We start from the raw sequence: 25,593 nt of genomic DNA, 5'->3' as shown, positions 1-25,593 counted from the left end.
CGCAGCTCTCAACTTATTTGACGACGCAACTATTCCGTGGGCGGGACGCCTGGCAGTGGCGCCGGTCACCCCCGTAACCGGACATCGGGTCAGGAATCCCCTCGGTGTCGACCCGGTCAGCCGCCCGCCACCGAGGGCAGCACCTGCACCTCCGCGCCGTCCTCGACCGGGGTAGCCAGACCGCCGGAGTGCCGACAGTCTTCGCCGTCGACGAAGACGTTGACGTAGCGGCGCAGCTCGCCGCGCTCGTCGCGGATGCGCCGGGCCAGCCGGGGGTGCGCGACGGCCATCTCGTCGAGGACCGCCCGCAGTGTCCCGGCGGCGGTGACGTTCAGCCGACTCGCGCCCCCGGCCTCGCCGCGCAACGGGCCGGGCAGCAGCACGGTGACCACGCTCAGACCTCCGCAGCGCGAACGCAGAGCACGTCGGGCAGGTGCGCCGCGACCGTCGACCAGGAGTCGCCCTCGTCGCGGCTGGCGAAGACCGAGCCGGAGCGGGTGCCGAAGTAGACGCCACCGGGGGTGGAGTCGTCGGCGCACATCGCGTCCCGCAGCACCGCCGGATAGAACGGGCCCTCGGGCAACCCGACCGACAGCGGCTCCCACTTGCCGCCGGCGTCGGCGGAACGGAACACCCGACAACGGTGGTCGGTCGGGAACCGCTCGCCGTCGGCCACCAACGGGAAGGTCCACACCATGTCGCCACGCCCGGGGTGGGCCACCATCGGGAAGCCGAAGTCGCTGGGCAGCCCGTCGGCGATCGAGGACCAGGTGCGGCCGTCGTCATCGGAGCGGTAGACGCCGTGGTGGTTCTGCGCGTACAGCCGCTCGGGGTTGCCGGCGTCCCGGGCGACCTTGTGCACGCACTGGCCGAACTCCGGCCACTCGTCCGGCATGAAGTAGGCGCGGATTCCGGTGTTGCCCGGCGCCCAACTCGCCCCGGCGTCCTCCGAGCGGTAGACCCCGCCGGTGGACATCGCGACCAGCAGCCGAGCCGGGTCACGCGGGTGGGGCAGCACCGTGTGCACGGCCTGACCACCGAAGCCGGCCTCCCACTGCGGGCGGTGCGGGTGATCCCAGAGGGAACGGACCAACTCGAAGCTGCGGCCACCGTCGGTGGACCTGAACAGCGCCGAGGGCTCGGTGCCGGCCCAGACGACGTCCGGCTCGTCGGGGCCGGCCGGCATCAGCTGCCAGACCCGGCCGAGGGAGACCCCGGTGTCGGCCGGAAACGCGACCGGCGCCTCGTCGGGCTCGTCCCAGGATGCGCCGAGGTCGTCGCTGGTGGCGACGCTGGGGCCGAAGTGTGAGCTGGTCATGCCGGCGAGCAGCCGCGGGGTGGGACGACGGGTGTCGACCGCCACCGCGTAGACACCGGTCATCGGAAAGTGCGGCCCGGTGATCTCCCAACTGCGCCGGTCGTCGGTGCTGGTGGCAAGGAACAGTCCCTTCGCCGTGCCGATCGCGAGCAGTGTCGCCATGACGTCCTCCGAACCGTCGGTGAGCAGGTCCGGTGATTATGGCCACACCCCCCGACAGGTTCCGCCGCCCACACGCCGGACGACGCGCTCAGCGGCGCAGGCGCGGCACGTGCCGGCGGTAGGCGCTGACCGTAGGGTCGGCGTCCAGCCAGAACCGCCAGGGCAGATCGTGGGCGCCGGTCACGCCGACCCGAGGACCCGCCACCACCGTCTCCGGCGGCACCGGTCGGGCCGGGGGGCGCAGCCGGACCGGGCCGTCGCCGAGCAGGTACGCCCCGTACGCCTCGCGGTCGATGCCGAGCGCGGAGCAGAGCCGGGCGGGCCCGCGGGCCAGGTCCACGTCCCGCCGGATGGCCGGCCGGCGCTCCCGTGCCGTGGCCAGCCCGTCAACCACCTCACCGGCGCGCAGCAGTACGGCGGATGCCTCCCCCTCGACCCCGGTGACCACGTTCATGCACCAGTGCATGCCGTAGGTGAAGTAGACGTAGGCGTACCCGGCGGGGCCGAACATCACGGCGTTGCGCGGGGTGCGACCCCGATGGGCGTGCGAGGCGGGATCGCCGCCACTTCCCGCGTACGCCTCGACCTCGGTGATCCGGACGGTGACCCCGTCGGCGTGCAGCCGGCAGCCCAGCAGCCCGCGCGCCGCCGGCAGCAGTGGACCGGCGAGCAGGTCCGCCAGCGCCGCCAGGTCGGTGTCGGTGCTGCGGTCACCGGACGACAGGGCCATGTCCACGACGGTACCCATCCCGCCACCGGCCGGGCGCGGCGACCATTCAGCGCCGGCCCGAACAAGACTCACGTCGCACATCAGACAACCGGCCGAACAGTGAAACCGGACCGTCGGCTCGGGGGTGTTCCCGATGTCGTCGCAGGGAGCGACGACATCACGGGAGGAGTCACCATGACCGTACGGAGCATCCGGCGACCACTGATCGCCACCGGCCTCGTCGCGGCGGCCGCGACAGTGGCCTTCACACCGTCGGCCAGCGCGAGCGTCCCGCTGCGCGCCGCGGCGCAGGCCGACGACGCGTCAGTGACCGCGTTCGTGGTCGGTGCCACCGGCAAGATCGAGGCGAAGGGCGCGGCGGCGATCGTGCCGGTCACTGTGACCTGCTCGAAGGCCATCGACTTCGACATCACGGTCAAGGTCGCGCAGGCGGTCGGTCAGACGATGCGCGCGGGCACGACGGTGCGGAGGGTCACCTGCGCGGAGGGCACCCAGCAGGTGCGGATCGCGGTGGTCCCGGTCGAGCGTCCGTTCGTGGCGGGCGTCGCGTTCGGCGTGCTGACCGCGAACCCCTGTGACCCGTACTGCACACCTATGCACGACGAGCGCCAGTTCAACCTGGCGCTCTGAGGTGTCGCCTGGCGGCACGGCATGCCCGTGCCGCCAGGCTTCAACATTTCGTTGACAATTAGGCGTTCATAAGGTGTGCTCGGGGTATGACGACCGAGGACATCTTCACCGCGCCGGACCCTGGCCGGGCCCGCGCCCACCGCACCCACGAGGCGTTACAGCGGATCAGCGAGCGGCACGCCGGCACCGACACGCGGCGCGGCCGGTGGGCCCACCCGTACGTGCTCGACCCGTGGGAGGCGGTCGCCCTGGTCACCGCGCTGGCCGCCGGCGGGGCCGAGCGCGAACCCGCGGAGGAGCCGATCGACGCCGCCGACCTGACCGCCGCGCTGACCCTGCTGCCCCACGTCCGCGCCGAGTTGGACGCCCTGGAGGCCGGCCTGCTGACGCTGGCCCGCGACCGGGGGCTGACCTGGCAGGCGATCGCGTACGGGCTGGGGTTGGGCAGCGCACAGGCGGCCCGGCAGCGCTACGAACGGGTCGCCGCCCGCTCGGCCGAGCAGACCCCCTGATCCGGCGCAGCTTGGGCCGGGACCGGGCGGATCGGCACGCCGCGCGTGTGACGGCCGCGGGGCGGGCACACTGTGCGCACGACGAGGAGGCACCCATGGAGCGCGCGGAGATGTTGGCGTACTGCCTGGCCAAGCCGGGAGCGTGGCTGGACCAACCGTGGGAGGGCGACGAGGTGGTGAAGGTGGGCGGCCGGATCTTCGCGTTCCTCGGCAGCGCCGGGGGCAAACCGACGGTAGGCATCAAGTGCGGGCCGACTCGCGAGGTGGCCGACGAGTGGCTGCACCGGCACCCCGACGACGCCAGCGTGATGGCCTACATCGGCCGGTCCGGGTGGAACACGCTGCGCCTGGACGGCGGGATCGACGACGAGGAGCTGACCGAGGCGGTCGACTCGTCGTACGACATGGTGGTGGCCAAGCTCCCCAAGCGGGAGCGCCCGACGGCCTGAACCGCCGCGGCGCCGGCGGCCAACGCCGACGCCACGGCACAGCTCAGCGCGGAACGACCCGCTCGGTGGCCCACTCCCGCCAGCCGGCCAGCCGGTCCGCCGCGTCGGCGAGCTGGTCGGCGACCGGGCCGGGGCCGGTGGAACCGGGGGTGGTCCGGGCCGCGAGAGCCGAACGGACCGAGAGCACGTCGCGCACCGACGGGTCGAGGTGCCCGCTGATAGCGGCCAGGTCCTCGTCGGAGACGTCGTTCAGCTCGCACTCCCGAGCCGCGCAGAGCGCCACCAACTGGCCGGTGATCTCGTGCGCGTCGCGGAACGGCACGTTGCGTCGGACCAGCCAGTCGGCGACCTCGGTGGCGAGGGAGAAGCCGACCGGTGCGGCGGCGACGAGGCGGTCCACCCGGACCGTCATCGTGGAGATCATTCCCGCCAGGGCCGGAAGCAGCAGCTCCAGGGTGTCGACCGCGTCGAAGGCCGGCTCCTTGTCCTCCTGCATGTCCCGGTCGTAGGTCATCGGCAGGCCCTTGAGCATGGTGAGCACTGTCATCAGGCCGCCGACCAGACGCCCGGACTTGCCCCGGGCCAGCTCGGCGATGTCCGCGTTCTTCTTCTGCGGCATGATCGACGAGCCGGTGGCGAAGGAGTCGTCCAGTTCCACCCAGCCGAACTCGTGCGAGGTCCAGAGCACCACCTCCTCGCCGAGCCGGGACAGGTGCACCCCGATCAGGGCGGTGGTGAAGAGGAACTCGGCCACGAAGTCCCGGTCGGCGACGGCGTCCATCGAGTTGGCGAACGACGTACGGAAGCCCAGCTCCTTGGCCACCGCCACCGGGTCCAGTGGGAGCCCGGAACCGGCCAGGGCGCCCGCGCCGAGCGGGCTGATCGCCGCCCGGTGGTCCCAGTCGCGCAGCCGCTCGAGATCGCGCAGCAGCGGCTGCACGTGGGCGAGCAGCCAGTGCCCGAAGGTGACCGGCTGGGCGTGCTGGAGGTGGGTCATGCCCGGCGCGGCAGTGTCGATGTGCCGCTCGGCCTGCTCGACCAGCGCCTCCGCCAACTCGACCAGGCGGCTGGCCACGCCCCGGGCGTGGTCGCGCAGGTAGAGCCGCAGGTCGGTGGCGACCTGGTCGTTGCGGGACCGGCCGGCGCGCAGCTTGCCACCGAGGCTGCCGAGACGCTCCAGCAGACCGCGCTCCAGCGCGGTGTGCACGTCCTCGTCGTCGATGGTGGGGCGGAACGTTCCGGAGGCGCAGGCGGCCTCCAGGTCGTCCAGCGCGGCCAGCATCCGGCCCAGCTCCTCCGGATCGAGCAGGCCGGCGCCGGCGAGGACCCGGGCGTGCGCCCGGGAACCGGCGATGTCGTAGGGGGCCAGGCGCCAGTCGAACTGCACGCTCACCGACAGTCGGGCGAGCGCCTCGGCGGGGCCGCCCGCGAACCGGCCGCCCCAGAGGCTCGTCCGGTTGGTGGCGGCGCTGTTCTCGGTCAGGCTCTTGTCGTCCACGTCGCCCATCATTGCGTTGGTTGCCTCTCGCTCGCGACTGCGGGGCCCGCTCGCCGCGCTTGCTCAGTCTTCGCGCTCACCCATGTCACTGTCCGCCACCGCCCAAACGGGCGTCCCGAGCGGCGGCCATCCGGCTCGGCAGCCCCCACAGCTGCACGAAGCCCTTGGCCAGGGACTGGTCGAAGGTGTCGCCGGTGTCGTAGGTGGCCATCCCGAAGTCGTAGAGGCTCGCCTCGGAGCGCCGGCCGGTCACAGTGGCCCGGCCGCCGTGCAGGATCATCCGTACCTCGCCGCTCACGTGCCGCTGCGCGTCGTCGATGAACGCGTCCAGCGACGCCTTCAGCGGCGAGAACCACAGACCGTCGTAGACGAGTTCGCCCCAACGCTGGTCGACGCCCTTCTTGAACCGGGCCAGGTCCCGCTCGACGGTCACCGCCTCCAACTCCTGGTGGGCGGTGATCAGCGCGATCGCGCCGGGCGCCTCGTACACCTCTCGGCTCTTGATGCCGACCAGGCGGTCCTCGACCATGTCGAGCCGGCCCACGCCCTGGGCGCCGGCGCGCCGGTTGAGCTCCAGGATCGCCTGGTACGGGGTGACCGTCTCACCGTCGATCGCCACCGGCACGCCGCCGTCGAAGGTGATCACGACCTCGTCGGGGTCGCGCTCCTGGGTCGGGTCCGAGGTGTACGAGTAGAGGCCCTCGACGGGGGCGTTCCAGATGTCCTCCAGGAAGCCGGTCTCCACCGCGCGACCCCACAGGTTCTGGTCGATCGAGTACGGCGACTTGGCCGACACGTCGATCGGCAGCCCCTTCTCCTCGGCGAAGGCGATCGCCTTGTCCCGGGTCCAGGCGAAGTCCCGGGCCGGCGCGATGATCTTCAGGTCGGGGGCGAGCGCGTTCAGGCCCACCTCGAACCGGACCTGGTCGTTGCCCTTGCCGGTGCAGCCGTGCGACACGATCGTGCCGCCGTGCTTGCGTGCCGCCGCCACCAGGTGCTTGACGATCAGCGGCCGGGACAGCGCCGACACCAGGGGGTAGCGGTCCATGTAGAGCGCGTTGGCCCGGATCGCCGGCAGGCAGTAGTCGGCGGCGAACTCGTCGCGCGCGTCCACCACCTCGGACTCGGCGGCACCGCAGTCCAGGGCACGCTGCCGGATGGCGTCGAGATCCTCACCGCCCTGCCCGACGTCGACCGCTACCGCGATCACCTCGGCGCCGGTCTGCTCGGACAGGTACGGAATGGCGACGGAGGTGTCCAACCCGCCGGAGTACGCGAGCACGACCCGCTCGGTCATGACGTGGTGTTCCCTTCAGCGGTGTCTTCCCGGCGGGCCCAGCCGGCGAGCTTGTCTCCGAGCGCGGCCCCGCCGACGGCCTCACGGGCCACGACGAGGATGGTGTCGTCGCCGGCGATGGTGCCGACGATCTCGGGCAGGCCCGCCCTGTCCAACGCGCTGGCCAGGTACTGGGCTGCGCCCGGCGGTGTCCGCAGCACGGCGATGTTGCCGCTGGAGTCGACCCCGTTGAGCAGTTCGCGCAGCAGCCGCACCAGCCTGGCCGGCGCGGCCTCGGCGTCGCGCAACGGTCGCTGCCCGTCCTCGGGGATCAGGTAGACGGCCGGGCCGTCGCCGCCGCGCACCTTGACCGCGCCCAACTCCTCCAGGTCCCGCGAGAGAGTGGCCTGGGTGACGCCGACGCCGTCGGCGGCGAGCATGTCGGCCAACTCGGTCTGCGACCGGATCGACCGGTCGCGGATCAGTTCCACGATCCGCGCGTGCCGGGCCGCGCGAGTCAGCGGCGCGGTCATCGCTGCCCCCCGGTGACGGCATCGCCGGTCCCGGCGCCTCCCGTCGCGGTTCCCAACAGGAACGTCAGCAGCGCCTTCTGCACGTGCAGCCGGTTCTCCGCCTGGTCGAAGACCGCGCTCTGCGAGCCGTCGAGCACCTCGTCGGTGATCTCCTCACCACGGTGTGCGGGCAGGCAGTGCAGCACTATCGCGTCCGGCGCGGCCTGACCGAGCAACTCCTTGTTGACCTGGTACGGCAGGAACGGGGTGATCCGGTCCAACCCGTCGGACTCCTGCCCCATCGACGTCCAGGTGTCGGTGGCCAGCACGTCGGCGTCGCGTACCGCCTGGGCCGGGTCGGTCAGCACCCGCACCGACCCGCCGGTCGCCGCGGCGATCTGGGCGGCCCGTTCCACAACGGCCGCGTCCGGCGCGAACCCGGCCGGGCCGGCGATCCGCACGTGCATCCCGGCGGTCGCCCCGGCCAGCAGGTACGACTGCGCCATGTTGTTCGCGCCGTCCCCCACGTACGCCAGGGTGCGCCCGGCCGTGCCACCGCACCGCTCCCGGATGGTGAGCAGGTCGGCCAGCAGCTGGCACGGGTGGAAACCGTCGGTGAGCGCGTTGACCACCGGCACTGTCGCGCCCGCCGCCACCTCGGCGATCCGCTCGTCGCCGTGGGTCCGCAGCACGATCGCCGCGACGTAGCGGGACAGCACCCGCCCCGCGTCGGCGAGCGACTCACCGCGACCGAAGTGGGTGACCTGCGTGTCCACCACCAGGGGGTGCCCGCCCAGTTCGGCGATCCCGGCGTCGAACGAGATCCTGGTCCGCAGGCTCTGCTTGTCGAAGAGCACCGCCACCGAGCGGGGGCCCACCAGCGGCCGGTGGCCGAACCGGTCCGCCTTCATCCGCGCCGCCAGGTCGAGGACCGCGGACTGTTCGGCCGGCGAGAGGTCGTCGTCGCGCAGGAAGTGCCGGGTCATCGAGTCGTCCCCGTCGTGGTGGTCAGTGTGGCTGGTGCGGTCTGCGCGCCGGCGGCGGCCGGGGCGGTCGCGTCCAGTGCGGCGGGCAGCGCCGCGAGGAAGGTGTCGGCCTGGGCTGCGGTGAGGATCAGCGGTGGGGCCAACCGGATCACACCCGGCTGCACCGGGTTGACCAGGAAACCGGCTTCCCGCAGCGCCTCGGCCAGCACCGAGGCGACCGGCGCGGTGAGCGCCACGCCGAGCAGCAGACCGGCGCCGCGTACCTCGCCGATCAGCGGGTGGCCCAGCGCCTCGATGCCGTGACGCAGCCGCTCACCGACCCGCTTGACGTTGTCGAGCAGGCCCTCGTTGGCGATGGTCGCCACCACGGCGAGCGCCGCCGCGCAACTGACCGGGTTGCCGCCGAACGTGGTGCCGTGCGAGCCGGGGGTGAGCAGGTCCGCGGCGGGGCCGAAAGCCAGGGTCGCGCCGATGGGCAGCCCGCCACCCAGCCCCTTGGCCAGGGTGACCACGTCCGGCTCCACACCCTCGGCCTGGTGCGCGAACCAGTGCCCGGTACGCCCGACTCCGGTCTGCACCTCGTCGAGGACCAGCAGCGCGCCGTGCCGGGCGGTGATCCGCCGGGCCGCGGCGAGGTAGCCGGCCGGCGGGACCAGCACACCGTTCTCACCCTGGACGGGTTCCAGGATCACCATGGCGGTGGCCTCCGAGACGGCCGTTTCGAGGGCGGCGACGTCGCCGTAGTCGACGTGGGTCACCTCGCCGGGCAGCGGCCGGAACGGGTCGGCCTTGGCCGGTTGGCCGGTCAGCGCGAGGGCGCCCATGGTGCGGCCGTGGAAGCCGCCCCTGGTGGCCACCACCTGGGTGCGGCCGGTGCGCCGGGACAGCTTGAACGCCGCCTCGTTCGCCTCCGCGCCCGAGTTGGCGAAGAACACCCGGCCCGGTCGGCCGGCGAGCGCCAACAAAAGCTCGGCGAGGGCGACCGGCGGCTCGGCCACATAGAGGTTGGAGACGTGCCCAAGGGTCGCGACCTGCTTCGACACCGCCGCCACCACCGCCGGGTGGGCGTGACCGAGGGCGTTGACAGCGATGCCACCCACCAGGTCCAGGTACTCCCGGCCGGCGTCGTCGACCACGACGGCACCGTGACCGGAGACCAACGCCATCGGCGGCGTGCCGTAGTTGTCCATCATGGACTGCTTCCACCGCTGCGCCAACGTGCTCATGTCGCGTCCGTCCCGTCTCCCGGCACCACCATCGTTCCGAACCCTTCCGAGGTGAACACCTCAAGCAACGTGGAGTGCGCCACCCGGCCGTCGACGACGTGCGCGGCGGGCACTCCCCCACGCACCGCCCGCAGGCACGCCTCCATCTTCGGCACCATCCCGGACTCCAGGCTGGGCAGCAGCTTGGCCAGGTCGTCCGCGGCGATCTCGGAGACCAGGCTGGTGGTGTCCGGCCAGTCCGCGTACAGGCCGGCCACGTCGGTGAGCACGACCAGCTTGCGGGCCCGCAACGCGATGGCCAGCGCCGCGGCGGCAGTGTCCGCGTTGAGGTTGTGCAGCACACCCTCCACGTCCGGCGCCACCGTGGAGATCACCGGAATCCGACCGGCCTCGATCAGGTCGGTCACCGCGGACACGTCGACCGACTCGACGTCCCCGACCTGGCCCACGTCGACCGGCACCCCGTCCACGTACGCCGGACGCCGCACCGCCGTGAACAGCCGGGCGTCCTCGCCAGAGAGGCCGACCGCGTACGGACCGTGCGAGTTGATCAGACCGACCAGCTCCCGGCCCACCTGGCCGACCAGCACCATCCGGACCACGTCCATCGCCTCGGCGGTGGTCACCCGCAGACCACCCCGGAACTCGCTGGCGATGCCGAGGCGACCCAGCATGGCGGAGATCTGCGGACCGCCGCCGTGCACCACCACGGGCTTCAGGCCGGCATAGCGCAGGAAGACCATGTCGGCCGCGAACGCCCGCTGCAACTCCGGGTCCGTCATCGCGTTGCCGCCGTACTTGACCACGACCGTCGAGCCGGTGAAGCGCGCCAACCAGGGCAGCGCCTCGATCAACGTCTCCGCCTTGACCTGGGCGCGAGCCAAATCGCTGCTGAGACTCACCGCGCCGGCCTTTCGTTCGCGACTGCGGGACTCCGCTGCGCTGCGTTCCTCGCGCTCACGTTGAGTACGCCGAGTTCTCGTGCACGTACGCGTGGGACAGGTCGTTGGTCCAGATCGTGGCGGCCGACGTACCAGCGTGCAGGTCGATCCGGATGGTCACGTCCCGCCCGGTCAGGTCGATTTTCGAACGGTCCTCGGCGGCGGCGCCGCCCCGGCACACCCACACCCCGTTGACCGCCACGTCCACCTCGTCCGGCTCGAACGCGGCGGCGGTGGTGCCGACGGCGGCGAGGATCCGGCCCCAGTTGGGGTCGTTGCCGAACAGCGCCGTCTTGACCAGGTTGTTGCGGGCCACCGAACGGCCCACCTCGACCGCCTCGTCCTCGTCCGCCGCGCCGACCACGTCGATGGCGATCTGCTTCGTGGCGCCCTCGGCGTCGGCCACCAACTGCTGGGCCAGGTCGTGACAGGCCGCGGTGACGGCGGCGGCCAGCTCGGCCGGCGTCGGCTCGATGCCGCTCGCACCGCTGGCCAGCAGCAGCACCGTGTCGTTGGTGGACATGCAGCCGTCCGAGTCGACCCGGTCGAAGGTGACCCGGGTGGCCGCCCGCAACGCCTCGTCCAGCGTCGCCGGCCCGGCCACCGCGTCGGTGGTCAGCACACAGAGCATGGTGGCCATCCCGGGCGCGAGCATTCCGGCGCCCTTGGCCATGCCGCCGACCGTCCAGCCGCTCCCCCGGGCCACAGTGGTCTTCGGCCGGGTGTCCGTGGTCATGATCGCTTCGGCGGCGGCCGGGCCGCCGTCGCGGGACAGCCCACGGATCGCCGAGCGGACGCCCGGCAGCAGCTTCGGCATCGGCAGCCGCTCACCGATCAGACCGGTCGAGCAGACCGCGACCTCACCGGCGCCGAGGATCAGCCGGGGGCTGACCGAGGTCAACGCGGCGGCGGTGTGCTCGGCGGTGGCGTGGGTGTCCTGGAAGCCGGCCGGACCGGTGCAGGCGTTGGCGCCACCGGAGTTGAGCACCACGGCGCGGACCACACCGCCCTGCACGACCTGCTGGGTCCAGAGCACCGGCGCGGCCTTGACCCGGTTGGTGGTGAAGACACCGGCCACACCGGCGTCCGGGCCGTCGTTGACCACCAGGGCGACGTCCGCGCCGCCGCTGGTCTTGAGGCCGGCGGCCACACCGGCCGCCCGGAACCCCCGAGGGGTGGTGACACTCATGGGGCGGTCCCCCAGATCGAGAGGCCCGTCGTCTCCGGCAGGCCGAGCATCAGGTTGGCGTTCTGGACGGCCTGACCGGCCGCGCCCTTGCCCAGGTTGTCCAACGCGCTGAGCACGATCAGACGACCCGAGTCGACGTCAACGGTGGCCTGGAGGTGACACGAGTTGGAGCCCAGGGTCGCGGCGGTGTGCGGCCAACGGCCCTCCGGCAGCACGTGCACGAACGGCGCGTCCGCGTACGCCCGCGCCAGCACCTCCTGCGGATCCACGCCGCGCGCCGGCACCGCGGTGACGGTGGCCAGGATGCCGCGCGGCATCGGCGCCAGGACCGGCGTGAGCGACAGGCCGGTCGCGCCCGTGGCCTGCTTGATCTCCGGTACGTGCTGGTGGGTGCCCACCCGGTACGGCGACAGGTCGCCCATCACCTCGCTGGCCAACAGGTGCGGCTTGGTCGCCCGGCCGGCGCCGGAGGTGCCGGAGGCGGCGACCACCACCACGTCGGCGGGGTTGGCCGCGCCGTCGGCGATCAGCGGCGCGAGCGCCAGGGTGATCGCGGCGGCGTAGCAGCCGGTGTTCGCCACCCGGGTGGAGCCGGCGATCAGCTCCCGCTGACCGGGCAACTCGGGCAGGCCGTAGGTCCACTGCCCGGCGTGCGTGCCGCCGTAGTACTGCGCCCAGGCGTACGGGTCGCCCAGCCGGTGGTCGGCACCCAGGTCGACGATGCGCACCTCGGCCGGAAGCTGGGCCGCGAGAGCCGCCGACTGGCCGTGCGGCAGGGCCAGGAAGACCAGGTCCGCATCGGCCAGGATCGTCGGATCGGTCTCGCCGAGCACTAGGTCGAGCCCGGTGAGCTGCGGGTGCACCACGTCGACGCGGTGCCCGGCCTGGCTGTGTGCGGTGGCGGCGACCAGGTCGAACTCCGGGTGCCCGGCGATCAGGCGCAGCAGCTCGCCTCCGGCGTACCCGCTCGCTCCGGCGACCGCGACTCGGATCCCCATACTCACCTCCGCATGACTATGCAGCGAAGATTAACAAGGACGACACAGGACTGCAAGTTCATACACTGCTCTGCATGATGATGTAGTCCCAATCCCGATGAGCCAGAGCCTTTCATGCTTCTGGCTCATCGGGCTGCGGAGAGCCGGTCTCAGTCATCCGGTACCGGGACGCCGGCCAGCCGGTCACAGCGTGAACACCCAGAAGAAGGAGCTCGTCGGCGACTTCGAGAACAGCGGCCGCCAGTGGCGTCCCGCCGGCGAGCCTGCCCCGGTCAGCGTCCACGATTTCGCCGACCCGCAGTCGGGCAAAGCCGTCCCTACGGGATCTACGATCTGACCGCGAACACCGGCTGGGTCAATGTCGGCACCGATCACGACACCGCCGCGTTCGCAGTGGGAATCGATCCGCCGCCGGTGGCCGCCCTGGCCGCGGAACCCCTCGCCGTGCTGTTCGGCACCAGCCGCGGGCACAGACCGGCGAGGACAACAAGATCAAAACAACGTGTTAATGATCTGCAATCCCTTAGTCGAGTGACCAATTCGTCAGTTTCAGCGGATTAAGCATCAGCCACACGTTCGTCACACATTCAGCACTGACGTCGAAGGTGGCCACCCCATATCGATGATCTTCATTTCTAAGCATGTATCCGAGACCGTCAGCCGTGTCTCGTCGCTCAAAACGGAGAGCGGGTTGCTTACGCATCACTCCCATGAGCCACCGCGCTACATGATCCGAACCACGGATAACCCGAGGTGCGGCATTGACGAATCCGCCGCCATCTACTCGCAGTTCGACGTCCGGGGCCAACACGCGCAACAGGTCTTCAATATTCCCTCCAACCGTTGCGTCGCGAAATGCCCGAACAACTTCATCATGCTGTTGAGGAGAAACTTGTGCTCGCCTTCCTCCTCGAACGTGCCGACGTGCGGACGTCGCCAATTGCCTTACGGCTCCTGGTGAACGGCCCACAACACTGGCAATCTCGCCAAACGGCACACCGAATACATCATGCAGTACGAACGTCACTCGCTCCGCTGGGGTCATAGACTCGAGGACCGTCAACAAAGCCATACTGACCGTATCATCGAGGGAAACGCGATCGAGCGGGTCGGCGGCGATATGACTGGAGCTCGTTGGCTCCTTCGCTGCGTCCGCAAAGAGGTCAGATGGGACTGGCTCCGGTAGCCATTGTCCGACGTACGTCTCCCGTCGTGCCCGCGCGGAGCCCAGCATGTCGAGTGAGATACGGCTCGCAACTCGCATCAACCACGCAGCGGGCGTGGCAATCGCTTCACGTTCCTCGGCCTCAAGGCGGTACCATCTGACATACGTCTCTTGCACAACATCTTCAGCATCGGCCAGGGTGCCCATCATACGAAAGGCCAGCGACATCAAACGGCGTCGCTCGGCCGCGACGGAATCGAGAATCCGCGATTCATCACGCTCGGCTCCTCCGAACCCTACGGATTCGGCAGGAAAATCTTCCGACATTGGGCACCCTTTCCGATCTGAGCGCGGCATGCCTCAACTATCATCTGACGCCCGAGCGTTCCATCGTCCTCTTATTTTGGTTTCAGGCGAGGGGGATTCCTGAAATGGGGTACCTCACAGTCCCTACCCGGTGAGCGCCACGTGGAACCATCGCATCGGGTGCCCCTTCCGCCTCCACGGTCACAACCTCGCGGTCGTCTCCGCGATCAGCCAGCGTGGCACGGAAGAGGTCATCGTGGTAGAAGCGGTCGGGTCCAGCGATCTCGACCTCGCTTCCCGGCTCCAATGTCGTGGCAGCCTCGGCGAGCAGCTCGATGACCTCGTCCAGTTCGACGGGCTGGATGAACGACCTGGGAGCGAAAACCTTTCCGTCCACAGTGTGCTGGTCGATGAGGACGGGAAGGTAGCTCTGGAATTGAGTGGCTCGAATGATGGTTGCGGGGATCGAACCGAATCTTGCGGCCTTCTCCTGCGCTACCTTGCCGAGGTAGTACCCAATCTCAGACGCGTCTCCTTGTCCGACGCCGACGATGGAGAGCAGGACGTGATGACGCACACCTGCCCGCTTGCCCTCCGCATTCAGATTGTTGATCGCTCCCTCGAAGAACGAAATCGCCCCCTCCGCATCAAAACGGGGGGTGTTCAGGACGTTCACGATGGTGTCGACTCCGACGAGGGCCTCGGCGAGCCCCTCGCCAGAGATCACGTCGATCCCGTCATCAAGTCCTCCCGAGACCACCTCGACGCCCCTGGCCTCCAGCTTGTCAGCAAGGGGGGAGCCGACACGGCCGCGCCCACCAGCGATGAAAACCTTCATTTTTCACTCCCGTTCCGGGCCACCGGTCGCCGCCCTCACCAATATGACGACGCAGGCCAGGAAGATGTCAGGTTCCGAGGCAGATCTTTCTCAGGGCCCCTCAGCCGCTGCGACCGGTGGGGGTAACCGGGGGGCGGACCTCACCGGTGAATGCGGGCCGTGGGGAGGGCTACGGCGCGCGCGTTGCATGGTAAGGCGTATGCCAACACGAAGCGAAGGTGCGCGGAGCCCGGTCTCGGCGTGGTCGACATCACCTGACTCCCGTTCGCGCCTCTCACGACGGGGGAACGATGCTTACCCCCCTCGTCGTCGAGATCACCTTCGGCCTCGGTGACCTCCCGCATGTACGCCACCTCGGCGTCATCCTGGCCTGGGCCCGCCATGCCCCCAGGATCGCATCCGGCTGCGAACCGCGCTCGGAGTTGCGAGACTTCTCTTAAGCTCCCCGGTCACGGCACCAACTGCCGGTGCCCTGAACATTGAGAACGGGCTTCCGTGCGGCGTCACTTGTCCATGGTCACCCGAACACATTCCAGCCAGTCCGTCCACGCGGCCGACTTTGACATCACCTCAAATGCTTCACGTTCATCCATTGAATAGCTACCCACGAGAGCCTCCGTAACGGGTGCCGTATTCAATCCACCGCTTTTAAAGGCCCTGGCCTGGTGAGAAATCACCAGGCCAGGGCCTTTAATCGCAGGTTGCCCCGCCAGCGACTCGGACCCCGGACCCGCGGATCAAGAGATCGCGGGGCGGGGCGGGCCGACCCCCGTCAGGCGCCGCGCAGGGTGGCGCCGAGGCGTTCCGCCGCGACGGCGACCGCCGCGTCCCGTGCCGCGACCGCCTCCTCGACGGTGAGCGTCCGGTCCGGTGCCCGGAAGGTGAGCTTGTACGCCAGCGAGCGGCGGCCGGCGCCGAGCTGCGCGCCGGAATACACGTCGAACAGCCGCACGTCCTCCAGCAGCTCACCGGCGCCCGCCTCCAGCGCCCGGCGCACCTGCTCCGCCGGCACCGAGTCGTCCACCACCAGAGCCACGTCGATCAGCGCCGGCGGGAAGCCGGAGACCGTCGGCGCCGGCGTCACCGGGGTCGGCGGCAGCGTGTCGAGGTTCAGCTCCATCGCGCTGGTGCGGCGGGGCAGCTCCAACGCCGCGACCACCACCGGGTGCAACTCGCCAGCGTGTCCGACGACCGAGTCGTCGACCCGCAGCTCGGCGCAGCGACCCGGGTGCCACGGGGCGTACTCGGCGGCGCGCACCTCGACCCGCTCGTCGGGGATCCCGGCGGCGGCCAGCACGTCACGGGCCGCCTCGATCGCGTCCGCCCAGCCGGCCGGTCGACCCGCACCCCACCAGCCGGCCGGGTCCAGGTCACCGGAGAGCACCACCGCGACGTGCACCGGCTGCGCCGGCACCACAGCGTCGGCGGCCGCGAACTCGGCGTCGGTGGGGCGTCGGTCCACGCCCATCGCCGGCGGGCTGCCGGCGCCGACGCGCGGGTGGAAGACCGCGCCGATCTCGTAGAGGGCGAGGTCGCGGTGACCCCGGCCGAGGTTGCGCTTGAGGATGCCGAGCAGCGGGCCGAGCAGCGTGGTGCGCAGCAGCGGCTCCTCCTCGGACAGGGGGTTGGCCAGCCGCACCGCGGGCCGGCGCGGGTCGTCGGCCGGCAGGCCGAGCTGGTCGGCCAGCTCCGGCGACACGAACGGGTGCGCGAGCACCTCCACGTACCCCCGCTCGGCCAGCGACCCGGCGACGGCCCGGCGGCGACGCTGCCGCGGGGTCAGACCGCGCCCTGGAGGCGCGGTCGGCAGCACCGACGGCACCCGGTCGTACCCGTCGAGGCGGACCACCTCCTCGACCAGGTCGGCCGGGTCGGTCAGGTCGGGCCGCCAGGTCGGCGGGGTCACGCTCAGCACCGTCCCGACGCCGCTGGCCACGCCGACCGCGCCCGGGTCCTCGGACAACCGGTCCGCGCCCTGCGCGACAGTGCAGCCGACCCGCTCCAGCAGGGCGACCACCCGCGCGGGCGGGTACTCGACGCCGACCCGCCGGGTCGGCAGGTCCGCCGGAAGACTGATCGGGGTACGCGGCCGGACGTGGTCGATGTCCAGGATCTCCGCACTCGGCGTGCCCCCGCCGTGCTCGGTGAGCAGCCGCACGGCACGCTCCAGCGCGACCAGCGCCACGGCCGGGTCGACGCCCCGCTCCCAGCGCTTCGCGGCCTCGCTGAACAGCTTGTGCCGGCGGGCGGTGCGCCCGACCATCGCCGGGTCCCAGTGCGCCGCCTCGAAGAGCACTGTGGTGGTGCCGGCGACGACCTCACTGGTCTCGCCGCCCATCACCGCCGCCAGGGAGATCGGGCCGGTGTCGTCGCAGATCACCATGTCGTCGGCGGTGAGCACCCGGTTGACCCCGTCGAGGGTGGTCAGCTTCTCCCCCGCGTCGGCGCGACGGACCACCAGCGGCCCGGCGATCCGGTCGGCGTCGAAGGCGTGCATCGGCTGGCCCAGCTCCACCATCACGTAGTTGGTGATGTCGACGGGCAGCGAGATGCTGCGGATGCCGGCGGTGACGAGCCGCTGCTGCATCCAGGACGGTGTGGGCGCGGTCGGGTCGACCCCGCGGACCAGGCGGGCCGTGAACCGGTCGCAGCCGACAGTGTCGCGGACCTCCACCGGGTACGCCGGCGTCTCGGTGCCGCCCGGAGCCGGTGCCAGGGCCGGGTCGCGCAGCGGCACGTCGAACGCATGCGACAGCTCCCGGGCCAGGCCGCGCAGGCTCAGCGCGTACCCCCGGTCGGGGGTGATCTCCAGATCGAGGACGACGTCGTCGAGGCCGACCACCGGGCGCGCGTCGTCACCCGGCTTGGCCGTCACGTCCGGCCCCAGCACGATGATGCCGGAGTGGTCGTCGCCCAGGCCCAGCTCCTTGGCCGAGCAGATCATGCCCGCCGAGTTGTGCCCGTACGTCTTGCGGGCGCCGATGGCGAAGCCGCCGGGCAGCACGCCGCCGGGCAGGATCACCACCACCCGGTCACCCGGGGCGAAGTTACGGGCACCGCAGACGATCTCCTGCGGCTCACCGGTGCCGTTGGCGGCACCCACGTCGACCCGGCAGAACCGGATCGGCTTCTTGAAGCCGGTGAGCTCCTCGATCTCGCGGACCTCACCGACGACGAGCTGGCCGGTGACGGTCCCGGCCAGGTCCACCGCGGACTCGACCTCGATGCCGAGGTCGACCAGGGCCTGCTCCAGGTCACCGGTGGGCAGGTCGGCGGGGAGGTCGACGTACTCCCGCAGCCAGCTGACAGAAACTCGCATGACTTCAGACCACCGTTCCCGTGTCTCGTACCCGCATCGCCTACGCCCCGGTCCCGAGCGCGCGGCTGAACCGCACGTCGCCCTCGAAGAGATGGCGGATGTCGCTGACCCCGTGCCGGACCATCAGGGTCCGGTCGATGCCCATGCCGAACGCGAATCCGGAGTAGACCTCCGGGTCGACGCCGCAGGCGCGCAGCACCCGGGGGTTGACCATGCCGCAGCCACCCCACTCGACCCACTGCGGGCCGTCCCGGTGCTCCGGGAACCACACGTCGAACTCCGCCGACGGCTCGGTGAACGGGAAGTAGTGCGGCCGCCACCGGGTCTTCGCCTCCGGGCCGAACATCGCCCGGGCGAAGTGGTCCAGCGTGCCCCGCAGGTGGGCCATCGTGATGCCCTTGTCGACCACCAGGCCCTCGGCCTGGTGGAACACCGGGCTGTGGGTGGCGTCGATCTCGTCGGTGCGGTAGACGCGACCCGGCACGATCACGTAGATCGGCGGCTTGCGGCTGAGCATCGTGCGGGTCTGCACCGTCGAGGTGTGCGTACGCAGCACCAGGCCGGAGCCCGCGGAGCCATCAGCGGGTGCGATGTGGAAGGTGTCCATCAACCCGCGCGCCGGGTGGTCGGCGGGGATGTTCAACGCGTCGAAGTTGACCCACTCCAGGTCGACCTCGGGCCCCTCGGCCACCTCGTAGCCCATCCCGACGAAGAGGTCACTGATCGACTCCATCAGGGTGCTCAACGGGTGCCGGGCGCCGCGCGGACGCCGGTCGTAGGGCAGGGTGACGTCCACCCGCTCCTCGACCAGCACCCGCTCGGCCTGCTCGCGCTCCACCACCTCGGCGCGCTCGGCGTACGCGGACTCGATCGCCCGCCGGGCCTCGTTGACCCGCTTGCCGGCGTCGGACTTCGCGGCCGGCGGCAGCGCGCCGATCTCCCGGCGCGCGAGGGAGACCGGTGACCGGTCACCCAGGTGCACCGAGCGCAGCGCGGTCAGCGCGTCCGGGTCGGCCGCGGCCTCGAACGCCTTCGTGGCGTCCGCGACGGCCTCGGCCAGGGCGGCGGGGTCGAGCAGGGCGACCTGCTTCGGGTCGTACGGATCGTTGCGGTAGCTCATGGCGTACGGGCACTCCCTCACGGCGGCGCCAGCCCTCACCGGGGCGGCTAGGCGAGTCTACGGACGCGCGGCTGTGCCGCAGCCCGCCGGTAGGAGTTGCGCAGGGAGCAGGTCAGGCCCGCCGCCCGCCGACACCGGCGGGCTGGCTAAACGAACGCCGTGTCGCGTTCATGGACGGACGCTCTCCCCTGCTGTCAGTCGCGCCGGAGGCAATCACCCTCAGCGCTGCGCTCTCGCTGAAGCGTACAGGCAGACCGCTGCGGCGGCAGCCAGGTTGAGGCTCTCCGCGCGCCCGTAGAGCGGCACCCGCACCGTGGTGTCGGCGGCGGCTGTCAACTCCTCGGGCAGCCCGTGCGCCTCCGAGCCGAACAGCCAGGCGGTGGGCCCGACGAGCCGACCGTAGTCGGTCAGGTCGTCCAGGTCGTTGTCGCCGTACCCGGTGGTCGCGAAGATCGACAGCCCGGCGGCGCGCAGCGCGTCGACCACCGCGACCGGGTCGGGGGCGCGCACCACGTCGACGTGGAAGAGACTGCCCGCCGAGGCCCGCACACACTTGCCGTTGTACGGGTCGACGGCGTCTCCGGCGAAGATCACCGCACCCGCGCCGGCCGCGTCGGCGGTGCGCAGCACGGTGCCGGCGTTGCCCGGGTCGCGGATCTCGGCGAGCACCGCCACCAGCCGGGGCGCACCCGCGAGGGCCTGCTCCAGCGACACGTCCAGGTGCCGGCAGATGGCGACCAACCCCTGTGGGGCGACGGTCTCGGTCAGCGCCGCGAGCGCGTCGTCGGTCACCTCGGAGACCGGCACGTCGGCGCGGGCCGCCGTGGCGGCCAACTCCGGGTACCTGTCGAGTGCTGTGGTCGTACCGAACAACTCGGTGACCACCTCCGGCCGCGCGAGGGCCTCGCGGACCGCCTGCGGGCCCTCGGCCAGGAAACGGCCGGTGGCGTCGCGGTCCCGGCGGCGTTGCAGCCGGCGGGCGGCGACAACCCTTGGTGTACGCGGGGTGAAAGCCATGATGTGCGCTCCTCCGGCACGATTGAGGCGCCCCCCGGACGGCGGTGCCGACACGGGAGACGCCTCGCTCTGGTGCGTGGGGATCAGGCGGCCTGAGCCGCCGCGCCGCCGGTGCCCTCGGCCGTGACCGCGGCCCGGGCCAGCTCGACGATCGCCGCGAAAGAGGCGGCGTCGTTGACAGCCATGTCGGCCAGGATCTTGCGGTCGACCTCGATGCCGGCCAGACGCAGGCCCTGGATCAGACGGTTGTAGGTCATCCCGTTGGCCCGGGCGCCCGCGTTGATCCGCTGAATCCACAGCTGCCGGAAGTCGCCCTTGCGGTCGCGACGGTCCCGGTAGGCGTACTGCATCGAGTGCAGCACCTGCTCCTTGGCCTTGCGGTACAGGCGGGAGCGCTGACCGCGGTAACCACTCGCGGACTCCAGCAGGGTACGACGCTTCTTCTGGGCGTTTACAGCCCGCTTGACGCGTGCCATCTCAACTCCTAATTACGTAAGGTGGCGCGCGTCAGCGGCCGAGCAGCTTCTTGATGCGCTTGACGTCGGCCTTGGCCAGCACGACCGTGCCGGTCAGCCGGCGGGTCTGGGTGGAGGGCTTCTTCTCCAGGTTGTGGCGGAGGCCGGCCTGCTGGGCAACGATCTTGCCCTTGCCGGTCACCTTGACCCGCTTACCCATACCCGTGTGGCTCTTCATCTTCGGCATGTGGAACGTCTTCTCCCCTGTTACTCGCTGCTGGTGTCGGCGGCGAGGCCGGTGTCACCGGCTGCTGCGGTCTCGCTGACCGCTGCGGTCTCATCGGCTTCCGGAGCGGCGGACTCGTCCGCTGCCCGGTCCCGAGGTCCGCCGCGAGACGCCGTGGCGGCGACCGCGGAGGCCTTGACGGCCCGATGCGGGGCGAGAACCATGATCATGTTTCGACCGTCCTGCTTCGGAGCGGCCTCGACGTATCCCAGTTCCGTGATCTCGGATTCGAGCCGGCGCAGGAGCCGGTAACCCAGCTCCGGACGACTCTGCTCGCGACCGCGGAACATGATCGTCACCTTGACCTTGTCGCCCGCCTTGAGGAACCGCACCACGTGACCCTTCTTGGTCTCGTAGTCGTGCGGGTCGATCTTCGGCCGAAGCTTCATTTCCTTGATGACGGTCTGCTGCTGATTACGCCGCGCTTCGCGCGCCTTGAGTGCGCTCTCGTACTTGAACTTGCCGAAGTCCATGAGCTTGCACACCGGCGGGCGCGCCATCGGCGCAACCTCGACCAGGTCCAGATCGACGTCCGCGGCCAGCTGAAGAGCGCGCTCCAGCGGGACGATGCCCACCTGCTCACCCTCTGGGCCGACCAGTCGGACCTCACGTGCCCGGATCTGCTCGTTCACGCGTGGTTCGACGCTGATGGGGCCTCCTCGAGTCGTTTCTGCTCACTCGCCGACCCCTGCGGCTCCCGGGAGGGAACCGACCGAAAAGCAGAAGGCCCCGGCATATGCCAGGGCCCGCTCGACCGGTCAGCACGATCACAAGGATCGCGCATCCGGCACCGGGACATGCCCGGAACCGGTGACCGGACCCGGCCACCGTAGCGGCGACTCGGGTGGGAGCAGGCGCTCCGCTTTCAAGGCTGCCTGCTCGCACGCGGAGACAGCCTGGTCGACTCGATAACACTACACCGGCGGCCCGGCGACCCCCAAACCGGGCACGACCTGGTGTTCAGAGACGCCGAGCCCAGCAGGTCGGCGGGTCAACCGCGCTGGGTCAGCGGCCGACGGCGCGTTCGGCGAGGCGAGCCTGGTGGGCCTCGTGCAGCCGGCGCAGCGCGCGGACCCCGTCGACGGCCAGCTCCTTGTCGGCGGCCTGCAACGCGACCATCGGCAGCAGGTCGTCGTCGTGCAGCTCCAGGCTGGCCCACGGCGCGCCCCGGTCGAAGCGGACGCCCCGGACAACCTCCCAGGGCAGCTCGTAGGAGCTGATGACGTTACGGACCCGGATGCTCCGGGCGTCCGCTTCCACCCGGGGGCGGGTGAACAGGAGGAAGCCCAGCGCACCGAAGACGCCCAGGCCGATCATGGCGATCTGGTCGCCGCGCTGGAAGCTGCCGTAACCATCGCCGGTCGGGCCACTCAACGAGGTAGCGACCAGAGCGAACACCACCACCAGGGCAGCCGCCGCCGACCAGCAGACCACGCGGATGCGGCGGGGCTTCAGGCGGACCAGTTCGGTTTCACTCACCCCACCAGTTTGCCACCCGCACTCGTCCACCAAACGCACCACCCGCCGAGCCACCACCGCAGAACCCCGAGTCCTGTGCCCCCCCGGCGAGCGGAAGGATCGCCGATCTTGCGGTTTCGGTTGTCGGTTCAGGGTGATAGGCGCCTTGTGTCGGTGCAGAAAGTGCAAGATCGCCGAGCAGGGTCAGAGGCGGCAGGCGTGGATGTTGGTGACGAGGATGGCGCGGGCGCCCAGTTCGTACAGCTCGTCCATGATGCGGTGCACGTCGTCGCGGAGCACCATCGCCTGCACCGCCACCCAGCCCTCGCGGTGCAGCGGCGACACGGTGGGCGACTCGATGCCCGGGGTGAGCCCGCTGGCCCGGTCCAGCAGACCGGCCGGCACGTCGTAGGCGAGCATCACGTAGCGGCGGGCCACCAGCACACCGTGCAGGCGGCGCAGCAACTGCTCGGCCTGCGGTTGCGCGGGCGCGTCGGCGCGCCGGACCAGCACCGCCGACGAGCGCAGCAGCGGCTCACCGAAGACCACCAGGCCCGCCTGGCGCAGGGTCGCGCCGGTCTCCACCACGTCCGCGATCACGTCGGCGACCCCGAGGCGTACGGCGTTCTCCACCGCGCCGTCGAGGCGGATCACGTCGGCCTTGACGCCCATCTCGCCGAGGTGCCGTTCGACCAGCCCCGGGTACGCGGTGGCGATGCGGTGACCGCCCAACTCCTGCACGGAGGCGATGTCGTCGGGGCGGGCGGCGAAGCGGAAGGTGGCCCGGCCGAAGGCGAGGTCGACGACCTCCTCGGCCGGCGCGGCCGAGTCGATCAGCAGGTCCCGGCCGGTGATCCCGAGGTCGAGGTCACCGGAGCCGACGTAGGTGGCGATGTCCTTCGGACGCAGGTAGAAGAATTCGACGTCGTTGGCCTCGTCCCGGCAGACGAGGTCCTTGGGGTCGGTGCGCTGGCGGTAGCCCGCCTCGCGCAGCATCTGGGCGGCCGGTTCGGCCAGGGTGCCCTTGTTGGGAATGGCGACACGCAGCATGACGGAGTGCTCCTTCGATCCGGTTGGCGATCAACAGGGGTGGGGGCACTCACAGATGTCGGTAGACGTCCTTGAGTTCGAGACCGCTGGCGAGCATCAGCACCTGGACCTGGTAGAGCAGCTGGGAGATCTCCTCGGCGGTGCGCTCCGGCCCCTCGTGCTCGGCGGCCATCCACGACTCGGCCGCCTCCTCGACGACCTTCTTGCCGATGAAGTGCACGCCCTTGTCCAGCGCGGCGACGGTGCCCGAGCCCGGGGTGCCGGCGGCGGCCTTGGCCTGCAGCTCGGCGAACAACTCCTCGAACGTCTTCACGGGGAACGATTCTTCCAGCCACCCGGGCGGCACCCCGCGTCCGGGTCCGCCAAAATCCAGCAAGCGGACAATTCCCTACCAACATGGTGGGACAATTGTCGATCGATGCCCATGGAGCTCTACGCTGTCCGCCATGGCCAGCCGCTCACGTCTCCTCGCGCTCACCGTCGCCGGCGCCGTCGTCGTAGCCACCGCCGGATGCGCGCCACAGGACGAGAAACCCACCCCCAATGTCACAGCAGCGCCGTCCTGCGCCAAGGACAGCCTGCCCACGCGTACGCCGGGCAAGCTGACGATCGCCACCGACCAGCCCGCGTACGAGCCGTGGTTCGCCAAGGACAAGCCGGACAGCGGAGAGGGCTTCGAATCCGCTGTCGCGTACGCGGTGGCCGAGAAGCTCGGCTACGCCCGCGCCGACGTCACCTGGACCCGGGTCAAGTTCGACACCGCCATCGCGCCGGGGCCGAAGGACTTCGACTTCGACATCAACCAGTTCTCCATCACCGACGAACGCAAGCAGGCGGTCGACTTCTCCGCGCCGTACTACCTGGTACGGCAGACCGTCATCGCGTTGAAGTCCTCGAAGATCGCCGGCCGCAAGTCGCTGGCCGAGCTGCGGGACGCCCGGCTCGGCGCGCAGGTCGGCACCACCAGCTACCAGGCGATCACCGACGTGATCAAGCCGACCGCCAAGCCGCTGGTCTACAACAGCAACGACGACGCGAAGAAGGCCCTTCAGAACGGGCAGCTGGACGGTCTCGTGGTGGATCTTCCGACCGCCTTCTACATCACCGGCGCGGAGATCACCGACGCGACGATCGTCGGGCAGGTGCCGCAGGTCGGTACGCCCGAGGCGTTCGGGTTGCTGCTGGACAAGAACTCCCCACTGACCTCCTGCGTGAGCGGGGCGGTCGGTCAGCTCACCGCGGCGGGCACGCTGAAGGAACTGGAACAGAAGTGGCTCGCGCAGGTGGCAGGGGCGGCCGAGCTGAGGTGACGCTTCTGGACCATGCGCCCTCGAAGGCGCAGCTGCGGCGGTCGGCGTACCGGCGTCGGCAGACCGTCTACAGCGTGCTCGTCGCGGCGTCCTCGACGGCGGCGCTCGGCACGCTGCTGGTGATCGCGGTGACCGGGGCGCCGGGCTGGGACCGGGTCCGGCGGTCGTTCCTGGATCCGGAGATCGCCCGCGACGCGCTGCCGACGGTGCTGAGCGGGCTCTGGCTCAACGTACGGCTGCTGGTCTGCTGTGCGGTCGGCGCGCTGCTGCTCGGGCTGGTGATCGCCGTGCTGCGGACGCTGCGCGGGCCGGTCTTCTTCCCGGTCCGCGCGCTGGCCGCCGGCTACACCTACACCTTCCGCGGCCTACCGCTGATCATCGTGCTGTACCTGCTCACCCTCGGCGTGCCGGGGCTGCGGTTGCAGGGCATGCCGCCGGTGCTGGTGCTGGGTGGGATCGCGTTGATCCTCACCTACGGCGGCTACCTCGCCGAGGTGTTCCGGGCCGGCATCGAGTCGGTGCACTCCAGCCAACTCGCCGCGGCCCGCTCGTTGGGCCTGACCTACCGGCAGACGATGCGGCACGTGGTCCTGCCGCAGGCCGTCCGGCGGGTGGCGCCACCCCTGCTCAACGACGTGGTGGCGTTGCAGAAGGACGTCGGGCTGGTCTCGCTGGCCGGGCCGATCGACGCGGTCCGCGCCGCCCAGATCGCCACCGCGCAGACCTTCAACTACACGCCGTATGTCGTGGCGGGGGTGCTCTTCGTGCTGCTCGCCATCCCGCTGATCGCGGTCACCGACTGGGTGACGCTGCGTGCGGCCCGCCGACAGTCGGGGGGCTGA

The 25,593-nt window shown here is 70.8% G+C and carries 27 protein-coding genes and 1 pseudogene; 6 read left to right on the top strand and 22 right to left on the bottom strand.

Annotated elements, in window-relative coordinates:
* Window positions 1-116 precede the first annotated feature (116 nt).
* The 3 genes from ABZ794_RS28435 to ABZ794_RS28425 all read right to left on the bottom strand — a co-directional run bounded on the left by ABZ794_RS28435 (window position 117) and on the right by ABZ794_RS28425 (window position 2,210).
* Complete coding sequence (locus tag ABZ794_RS28435; RefSeq protein WP_196922357.1) at window positions 117-392, bottom strand: ubiquitin-like small modifier protein 1; 276 nt, start codon at window positions 390-392, stop codon at window positions 117-119.
* 2 nt (window positions 393-394) lie between these two features.
* Window positions 395-1,480 carry an exo-alpha-sialidase gene (locus ABZ794_RS28430; RefSeq protein ID WP_210786249.1) on the bottom strand — a complete coding sequence of 362 codons (1,086 nt, stop codon included), beginning with the start codon at window positions 1,478-1,480 and terminating at the stop codon, window positions 395-397.
* Window positions 1,481-1,568: 88 nt separating this feature from the next.
* Window positions 1,569-2,210, bottom strand: a complete 642-nt coding sequence (locus ABZ794_RS28425) for a DNA-3-methyladenine glycosylase (RefSeq protein WP_357518415.1) — start codon at window positions 2,208-2,210, stop codon at window positions 1,569-1,571.
* 174 nt (window positions 2,211-2,384) lie between these two features.
* Between ABZ794_RS28425 and ABZ794_RS28420 the strand changes: the two genes are divergently transcribed.
* The 3 genes from ABZ794_RS28420 (at window position 2,385) to ABZ794_RS28410 (ending at window position 3,801) form a co-directional block, all read left to right on the top strand.
* Window positions 2,385-2,840, top strand: a complete 456-nt coding sequence (locus ABZ794_RS28420; RefSeq protein WP_210786250.1) for a hypothetical protein — start codon at window positions 2,385-2,387, stop codon at window positions 2,838-2,840.
* 86 nt (window positions 2,841-2,926) lie between these two features.
* The gene (locus tag ABZ794_RS28415) at window positions 2,927-3,352 is read left to right on the top strand and encodes a DNA-binding protein (protein WP_210786251.1); all 426 of its coding nucleotides are present in this window, start codon (window positions 2,927-2,929) and stop codon (window positions 3,350-3,352) included.
* A 95-nt stretch (window positions 3,353-3,447) separates the two neighbouring features.
* Complete coding sequence (locus ABZ794_RS28410; protein ID WP_124771195.1) at window positions 3,448-3,801, top strand: MmcQ/YjbR family DNA-binding protein; 354 nt, start codon at window positions 3,448-3,450, stop codon at window positions 3,799-3,801.
* Between the two features lie 43 nt (window positions 3,802-3,844).
* Here ABZ794_RS28410 and argH read toward each other — a convergent pair whose 3' ends face one another.
* The 8 genes from argH to argC form a co-directional block, all read right to left on the bottom strand.
* Window positions 3,845-5,308 carry an argininosuccinate lyase gene (gene argH / locus ABZ794_RS28405; RefSeq protein WP_210786252.1) on the bottom strand — a complete coding sequence of 488 codons (1,464 nt, stop codon included), beginning with the start codon at window positions 5,306-5,308 and terminating at the stop codon, window positions 3,845-3,847.
* Between the two features lie 76 nt (window positions 5,309-5,384).
* Complete coding sequence (locus ABZ794_RS28400; RefSeq protein WP_210786253.1) at window positions 5,385-6,596, bottom strand: argininosuccinate synthase; 1,212 nt, start codon at window positions 6,594-6,596, stop codon at window positions 5,385-5,387.
* Window positions 6,593-7,108, bottom strand: a complete 516-nt coding sequence (locus tag ABZ794_RS28395; protein ID WP_210786254.1) for an arginine repressor — start codon at window positions 7,106-7,108, stop codon at window positions 6,593-6,595. The genes ABZ794_RS28400 and ABZ794_RS28395 overlap by 4 nt, the downstream gene beginning before the upstream one ends.
* On the bottom strand, window positions 7,105-8,073 hold the full coding sequence (argF, locus tag ABZ794_RS28390; RefSeq protein WP_210786255.1) for an ornithine carbamoyltransferase: 969 nt from the start codon (window positions 8,071-8,073) through the stop codon (window positions 7,105-7,107). The genes ABZ794_RS28395 and argF overlap by 4 nt, the downstream gene beginning before the upstream one ends.
* Window positions 8,070-9,299, bottom strand: a complete 1,230-nt coding sequence (locus ABZ794_RS28385) for an acetylornithine transaminase (protein ID WP_357518411.1) — start codon at window positions 9,297-9,299, stop codon at window positions 8,070-8,072. Before ABZ794_RS28385 ends, argF begins: the two co-directional genes overlap by 4 nt.
* Entirely contained in the window at window positions 9,296-10,201 is a 906-nt protein-coding gene (argB, locus tag ABZ794_RS28380) for an acetylglutamate kinase (protein WP_091402003.1), read from the bottom strand. Before argB ends, ABZ794_RS28385 begins: the two co-directional genes overlap by 4 nt.
* A gap of 55 nt (window positions 10,202-10,256) precedes the next feature.
* Window positions 10,257-11,429 (bottom strand): bifunctional glutamate N-acetyltransferase/amino-acid acetyltransferase ArgJ, encoded by a 1,173-nt coding sequence (gene argJ / locus ABZ794_RS28375; protein ID WP_357518409.1) that lies wholly within the window; start codon window positions 11,427-11,429, stop codon window positions 10,257-10,259.
* Window positions 11,426-12,427, bottom strand: coding sequence for an N-acetyl-gamma-glutamyl-phosphate reductase (gene argC / locus ABZ794_RS28370; RefSeq protein ID WP_357518407.1), 1,002 nt, complete (start codon window positions 12,425-12,427; stop codon window positions 11,426-11,428). The genes argJ and argC overlap by 4 nt, the downstream gene beginning before the upstream one ends.
* A gap of 187 nt (window positions 12,428-12,614) precedes the next feature.
* Here argC and ABZ794_RS28365 point away from each other — a divergent pair.
* Window positions 12,615-12,839, top strand: a pseudogene (locus ABZ794_RS28365) (ISAzo13 family transposase); the annotation flags it as partial.
* Between the two features lie 111 nt (window positions 12,840-12,950).
* On the opposite strand, the gene sigJ reads toward ABZ794_RS28365, so the two are convergent.
* The 11 genes from sigJ to ABZ794_RS28310 all read right to left on the bottom strand — a co-directional run bounded on the left by sigJ (window position 12,951) and on the right by ABZ794_RS28310 (window position 23,754).
* Complete coding sequence (gene sigJ / locus ABZ794_RS28360) at window positions 12,951-13,919, bottom strand: RNA polymerase sigma factor SigJ (protein ID WP_357518405.1); 969 nt, start codon at window positions 13,917-13,919, stop codon at window positions 12,951-12,953.
* Window positions 13,920-14,001: 82 nt separating this feature from the next.
* Window positions 14,002-14,736: an NmrA family NAD(P)-binding protein gene (locus ABZ794_RS28355; protein WP_210786260.1), complete on the bottom strand. Its 735-nt coding sequence runs from the start codon at window positions 14,734-14,736 to the stop codon at window positions 14,002-14,004.
* Between the two features lie 772 nt (window positions 14,737-15,508).
* Window positions 15,509-18,055: a phenylalanine--tRNA ligase subunit beta gene (pheT, locus tag ABZ794_RS28350; protein ID WP_357518403.1), complete on the bottom strand. Its 2,547-nt coding sequence runs from the start codon at window positions 18,053-18,055 to the stop codon at window positions 15,509-15,511.
* Between the two features lie 40 nt (window positions 18,056-18,095).
* Window positions 18,096-19,175: a phenylalanine--tRNA ligase subunit alpha gene (gene pheS, locus ABZ794_RS28345; RefSeq protein WP_357518401.1), complete on the bottom strand. Its 1,080-nt coding sequence runs from the start codon at window positions 19,173-19,175 to the stop codon at window positions 18,096-18,098.
* A 219-nt stretch (window positions 19,176-19,394) separates the two neighbouring features.
* Window positions 19,395-20,246 carry an RNA methyltransferase gene (locus tag ABZ794_RS28340; RefSeq protein WP_357518399.1) on the bottom strand — a complete coding sequence of 284 codons (852 nt, stop codon included), beginning with the start codon at window positions 20,244-20,246 and terminating at the stop codon, window positions 19,395-19,397.
* Window positions 20,247-20,275: 29 nt separating this feature from the next.
* Entirely contained in the window at window positions 20,276-20,668 is a 393-nt protein-coding gene (rplT, locus tag ABZ794_RS28335) for a 50S ribosomal protein L20 (protein ID WP_030488429.1), read from the bottom strand.
* A gap of 31 nt (window positions 20,669-20,699) precedes the next feature.
* Window positions 20,700-20,894, bottom strand: coding sequence for a 50S ribosomal protein L35 (gene rpmI, locus ABZ794_RS28330; protein WP_007458415.1), 195 nt, complete (start codon window positions 20,892-20,894; stop codon window positions 20,700-20,702).
* A 20-nt stretch (window positions 20,895-20,914) separates the two neighbouring features.
* Window positions 20,915-21,565, bottom strand: coding sequence for a translation initiation factor IF-3 (infC, locus tag ABZ794_RS28325; protein ID WP_030488427.1), 651 nt, complete (start codon window positions 21,563-21,565; stop codon window positions 20,915-20,917).
* A 373-nt stretch (window positions 21,566-21,938) separates the two neighbouring features.
* The gene (locus ABZ794_RS28320) at window positions 21,939-22,412 is read right to left on the bottom strand and encodes a PH domain-containing protein (RefSeq protein ID WP_238690151.1); all 474 of its coding nucleotides are present in this window, start codon (window positions 22,410-22,412) and stop codon (window positions 21,939-21,941) included.
* Window positions 22,413-22,595: 183 nt separating this feature from the next.
* Window positions 22,596-23,441: an ATP phosphoribosyltransferase gene (gene hisG / locus ABZ794_RS28315; RefSeq protein ID WP_210785439.1), complete on the bottom strand. Its 846-nt coding sequence runs from the start codon at window positions 23,439-23,441 to the stop codon at window positions 22,596-22,598.
* A 49-nt stretch (window positions 23,442-23,490) separates the two neighbouring features.
* Entirely contained in the window at window positions 23,491-23,754 is a 264-nt protein-coding gene (locus ABZ794_RS28310; protein WP_030335709.1) for a phosphoribosyl-ATP diphosphatase, read from the bottom strand.
* A gap of 133 nt (window positions 23,755-23,887) precedes the next feature.
* On the opposite strand from ABZ794_RS28310, the gene ABZ794_RS28305 reads away from it, so the two are divergent.
* Both ABZ794_RS28305 and ABZ794_RS28300 read left to right on the top strand, forming a co-directional pair.
* The gene (locus ABZ794_RS28305) at window positions 23,888-24,751 is read left to right on the top strand and encodes an ABC transporter substrate-binding protein (protein ID WP_238690152.1); all 864 of its coding nucleotides are present in this window, start codon (window positions 23,888-23,890) and stop codon (window positions 24,749-24,751) included.
* Window positions 24,748-25,593: an amino acid ABC transporter permease gene (locus tag ABZ794_RS28300; protein WP_210785441.1), complete on the top strand. Its 846-nt coding sequence runs from the start codon at window positions 24,748-24,750 to the stop codon at window positions 25,591-25,593. Before ABZ794_RS28305 ends, ABZ794_RS28300 begins: the two co-directional genes overlap by 4 nt.

It is taken from the genome of Micromonospora sp. NPDC047187 (assembly GCF_040643355.1).
Taxonomy (GTDB): domain Bacteria; phylum Actinomycetota; class Actinomycetes; order Mycobacteriales; family Micromonosporaceae; genus Micromonospora; species Micromonospora salmantinae.
Note: the sequence above shows the minus strand (reverse complement) of the source record. Positions and strands in the feature narration are given on the sequence as shown.

Excerpts from the sequence above, each read along its gene's own strand:
- ABZ794_RS28395 (WP_210786254.1), bottom strand. The coding sequence starts at position 7,108 with ATGACCGCGCCGCTGACTCGCGCGGCCCGGCACGCGCGGATCGTGGAA.
- rpmI (WP_007458415.1), bottom strand. The coding sequence starts at position 20,894 with ATGCCGAAGATGAAGAGCCACACGGGTATGGGTAAGCGGGTCAAGGTG.
- ABZ794_RS28425 (WP_357518415.1), bottom strand. The coding sequence starts at position 2,210 with ATGGCCCTGTCGTCCGGTGACCGCAGCACCGACACCGACCTGGCGGCG.
- rplT (WP_030488429.1), bottom strand. The coding sequence starts at position 20,668 with ATGGCACGCGTCAAGCGGGCTGTAAACGCCCAGAAGAAGCGTCGTACC.
- sigJ (WP_357518405.1), bottom strand. The coding sequence starts at position 13,919 with ATGTCGGAAGATTTTCCTGCCGAATCCGTAGGGTTCGGAGGAGCCGAG.
- argH (WP_210786252.1), bottom strand. The coding sequence starts at position 5,308 with ATGGGCGACGTGGACGACAAGAGCCTGACCGAGAACAGCGCCGCCACC.
- argF (WP_210786255.1), bottom strand. The coding sequence starts at position 8,073 with ATGACCCGGCACTTCCTGCGCGACGACGACCTCTCGCCGGCCGAACAG.
- ABZ794_RS28430 (WP_210786249.1), bottom strand. The coding sequence starts at position 1,480 with ATGGCGACACTGCTCGCGATCGGCACGGCGAAGGGACTGTTCCTTGCC.
- ABZ794_RS28305 (WP_238690152.1), top strand. The coding sequence starts at position 23,888 with ATGGCCAGCCGCTCACGTCTCCTCGCGCTCACCGTCGCCGGCGCCGTC.
- pheS (WP_357518401.1), bottom strand. The coding sequence starts at position 19,175 with ATGAGCTACCGCAACGATCCGTACGACCCGAAGCAGGTCGCCCTGCTC.
- ABZ794_RS28415 (WP_210786251.1), top strand. The coding sequence starts at position 2,927 with ATGACGACCGAGGACATCTTCACCGCGCCGGACCCTGGCCGGGCCCGC.
- ABZ794_RS28400 (WP_210786253.1), bottom strand. The coding sequence starts at position 6,596 with ATGACCGAGCGGGTCGTGCTCGCGTACTCCGGCGGGTTGGACACCTCC.
- pheT (WP_357518403.1), bottom strand. The coding sequence starts at position 18,055 with ATGCGAGTTTCTGTCAGCTGGCTGCGGGAGTACGTCGACCTCCCCGCC.
- ABZ794_RS28385 (WP_357518411.1), bottom strand. The coding sequence starts at position 9,299 with ATGAGCACGTTGGCGCAGCGGTGGAAGCAGTCCATGATGGACAACTAC.
- ABZ794_RS28355 (WP_210786260.1), bottom strand. The coding sequence starts at position 14,736 with ATGAAGGTTTTCATCGCTGGTGGGCGCGGCCGTGTCGGCTCCCCCCTT.
- argJ (WP_357518409.1), bottom strand. The coding sequence starts at position 11,429 with ATGAGTGTCACCACCCCTCGGGGGTTCCGGGCGGCCGGTGTGGCCGCC.
- hisG (WP_210785439.1), bottom strand. The coding sequence starts at position 23,441 with ATGCTGCGTGTCGCCATTCCCAACAAGGGCACCCTGGCCGAACCGGCC.
- ABZ794_RS28410 (WP_124771195.1), top strand. The coding sequence starts at position 3,448 with ATGGAGCGCGCGGAGATGTTGGCGTACTGCCTGGCCAAGCCGGGAGCG.
- ABZ794_RS28420 (WP_210786250.1), top strand. The coding sequence starts at position 2,385 with ATGACCGTACGGAGCATCCGGCGACCACTGATCGCCACCGGCCTCGTC.
- argC (WP_357518407.1), bottom strand. The coding sequence starts at position 12,427 with ATGGGGATCCGAGTCGCGGTCGCCGGAGCGAGCGGGTACGCCGGAGGC.